General features: G+C 53.2%; 2 protein-coding genes. Both read right to left on the bottom strand.

The genetic code is table 11. The features are described from left to right. Positions 1-65 precede the first annotated feature (65 nt). A complete protein-coding gene (locus A3730_RS22745; protein WP_063520390.1) occupies positions 66-638 on the bottom strand; it encodes a hypothetical protein in 573 nt (190 codons plus the stop codon). Next, positions 635-1,561, bottom strand: a 927-nt coding sequence (locus A3730_RS22740; RefSeq protein WP_063539018.1) for a site-specific integrase, incomplete at its 5' end; no start/stop codon positions are given. The genes A3730_RS22740 and A3730_RS22745, both read right to left, overlap by 4 nt.

Raw genomic sequence — 1,561 nt, 5'->3', positions numbered from 1 at the left:
TAGAGAATATTGGCAAGCAATCTGTGGACAACTTAGAAGCCAGTAGCCACGCGGGATTCAACCTGTTAATTACCTTGATCTGATCCCCCGCGAATCTGTTTTTGCGCTTGTATATGACCTTCAAGGTCATCAACGGAAATTTTGTTTTCTTTAATGAATCGGTAATACCAGTTCTTCGCTGTTCCTCCAGAGAATCCGGCACCATTACCGGGAAAGTCCATTTCCTTCGCGATGTCATCAAACATACCAGAATCAACGCCCTGCCCCTTGATGCGGCGCTTGAGAACACGATCAAACACCGCCTTCCCGTGACGCCGGTATCTCATCTCGTCAGATGCCCGCTTATTCTTGCGTCCTACCTCCAGCGCATCATCCAGCGTCCTAGCCTCAAAGTCGTGCCAACGCACAATGCCGTTGTATACCGCATCAGCTAGCCAGTCAGGCATCACCAGCCCGTGACGGGCGCAGGCCGCCAAGGCATAAGGCAAGGCGGTTTTGTCGCCGCTTTCGTGCTTCTCCCGGTGTTCCTCAACAATCTGCATGGCCTCGAACTGGCGGCCACTACAGCGTAGATCTAGCAGATCCTCATTGTTCTGGTGTGAATATGCCCAAGCCTCGGCTGCGGTTTTAAATTTCATCCCTCACCCCCAAAAGCCATATCCAGGGCTTTCGCTTTGTGGTCTGGTGACAAGTGCGCATAAACCAGCGTCATTTTAATGTCGGCATGGGTCATCAATTCGCGCACAGTGTTAATGTCCACACCAGCCATAACCAAACGGCTGGCGAATGTGTGGCGCAGGTCGTGGAAACGGAAGTTTTCAATCCCGGCATCTTCCAGAATCGCCGCAAAGCCCTTTTTAACGTCCGTCAGTGGGCCGCCAGTGATTGGGGAATGAAATACCGTCGTGTAATCGCCCCATTGTCGCCTGCATTGCTCCAGCACCGCACAGGCTTCACGGGAAAGCGGTAACACGGCTGGCTCGATTTGCTTGCCTGCCTTACGCCGGGAATGAGACGTCTTGCCGATGATTTTCCGAATCTGCCGCTTTTCCAGATCCACATGATCCCAAGTTAGGCTAAACAGATCGCCACGGCGAAGCCCGGTATTCAGCGCCAGCAGAATCATCGGTTTCAGGTGGTCGGCATAATCCTCAGCCGCAATTACAGGGGAAAGCTCGTAACCTCTCGCCGCCTCCCATGTTCGCTTTCGCATTCTTGCGGCTCTTGCTTCGCGCTCACGGGCACCTAGTGCTTCACGCAACCGCAATTCTTCATCATCAGACAGATAGCGAACCTTGGCCTCGCTGGGCTTGTCTGCCAGTGTCGCCTTAACTCGATATTGGGTTAACTGGTGCGAAGGGATGACCTTTGTCGCCACGGCATGATTCAGCAGGGCTTTCAGGTAAGTCAGCTCCCGGCGCTGGGTTTCCAGTTTGACGCTGGTGCGGTTTCGCCGCCATTTCGCCATATCCAGTTCGGTAATTTCGGCCATGGGCTTGTCTAGTACATGGGCAAAGGCACGCTTGATACTGGCAATGAATGCCTTGTGGCTGGCTATATT

This window comes from Alcanivorax sp. HI0044, from assembly GCF_001634945.1.
Note: the sequence above shows the minus strand (reverse complement) of the source record. Positions and strands in the feature narration are given on the sequence as shown.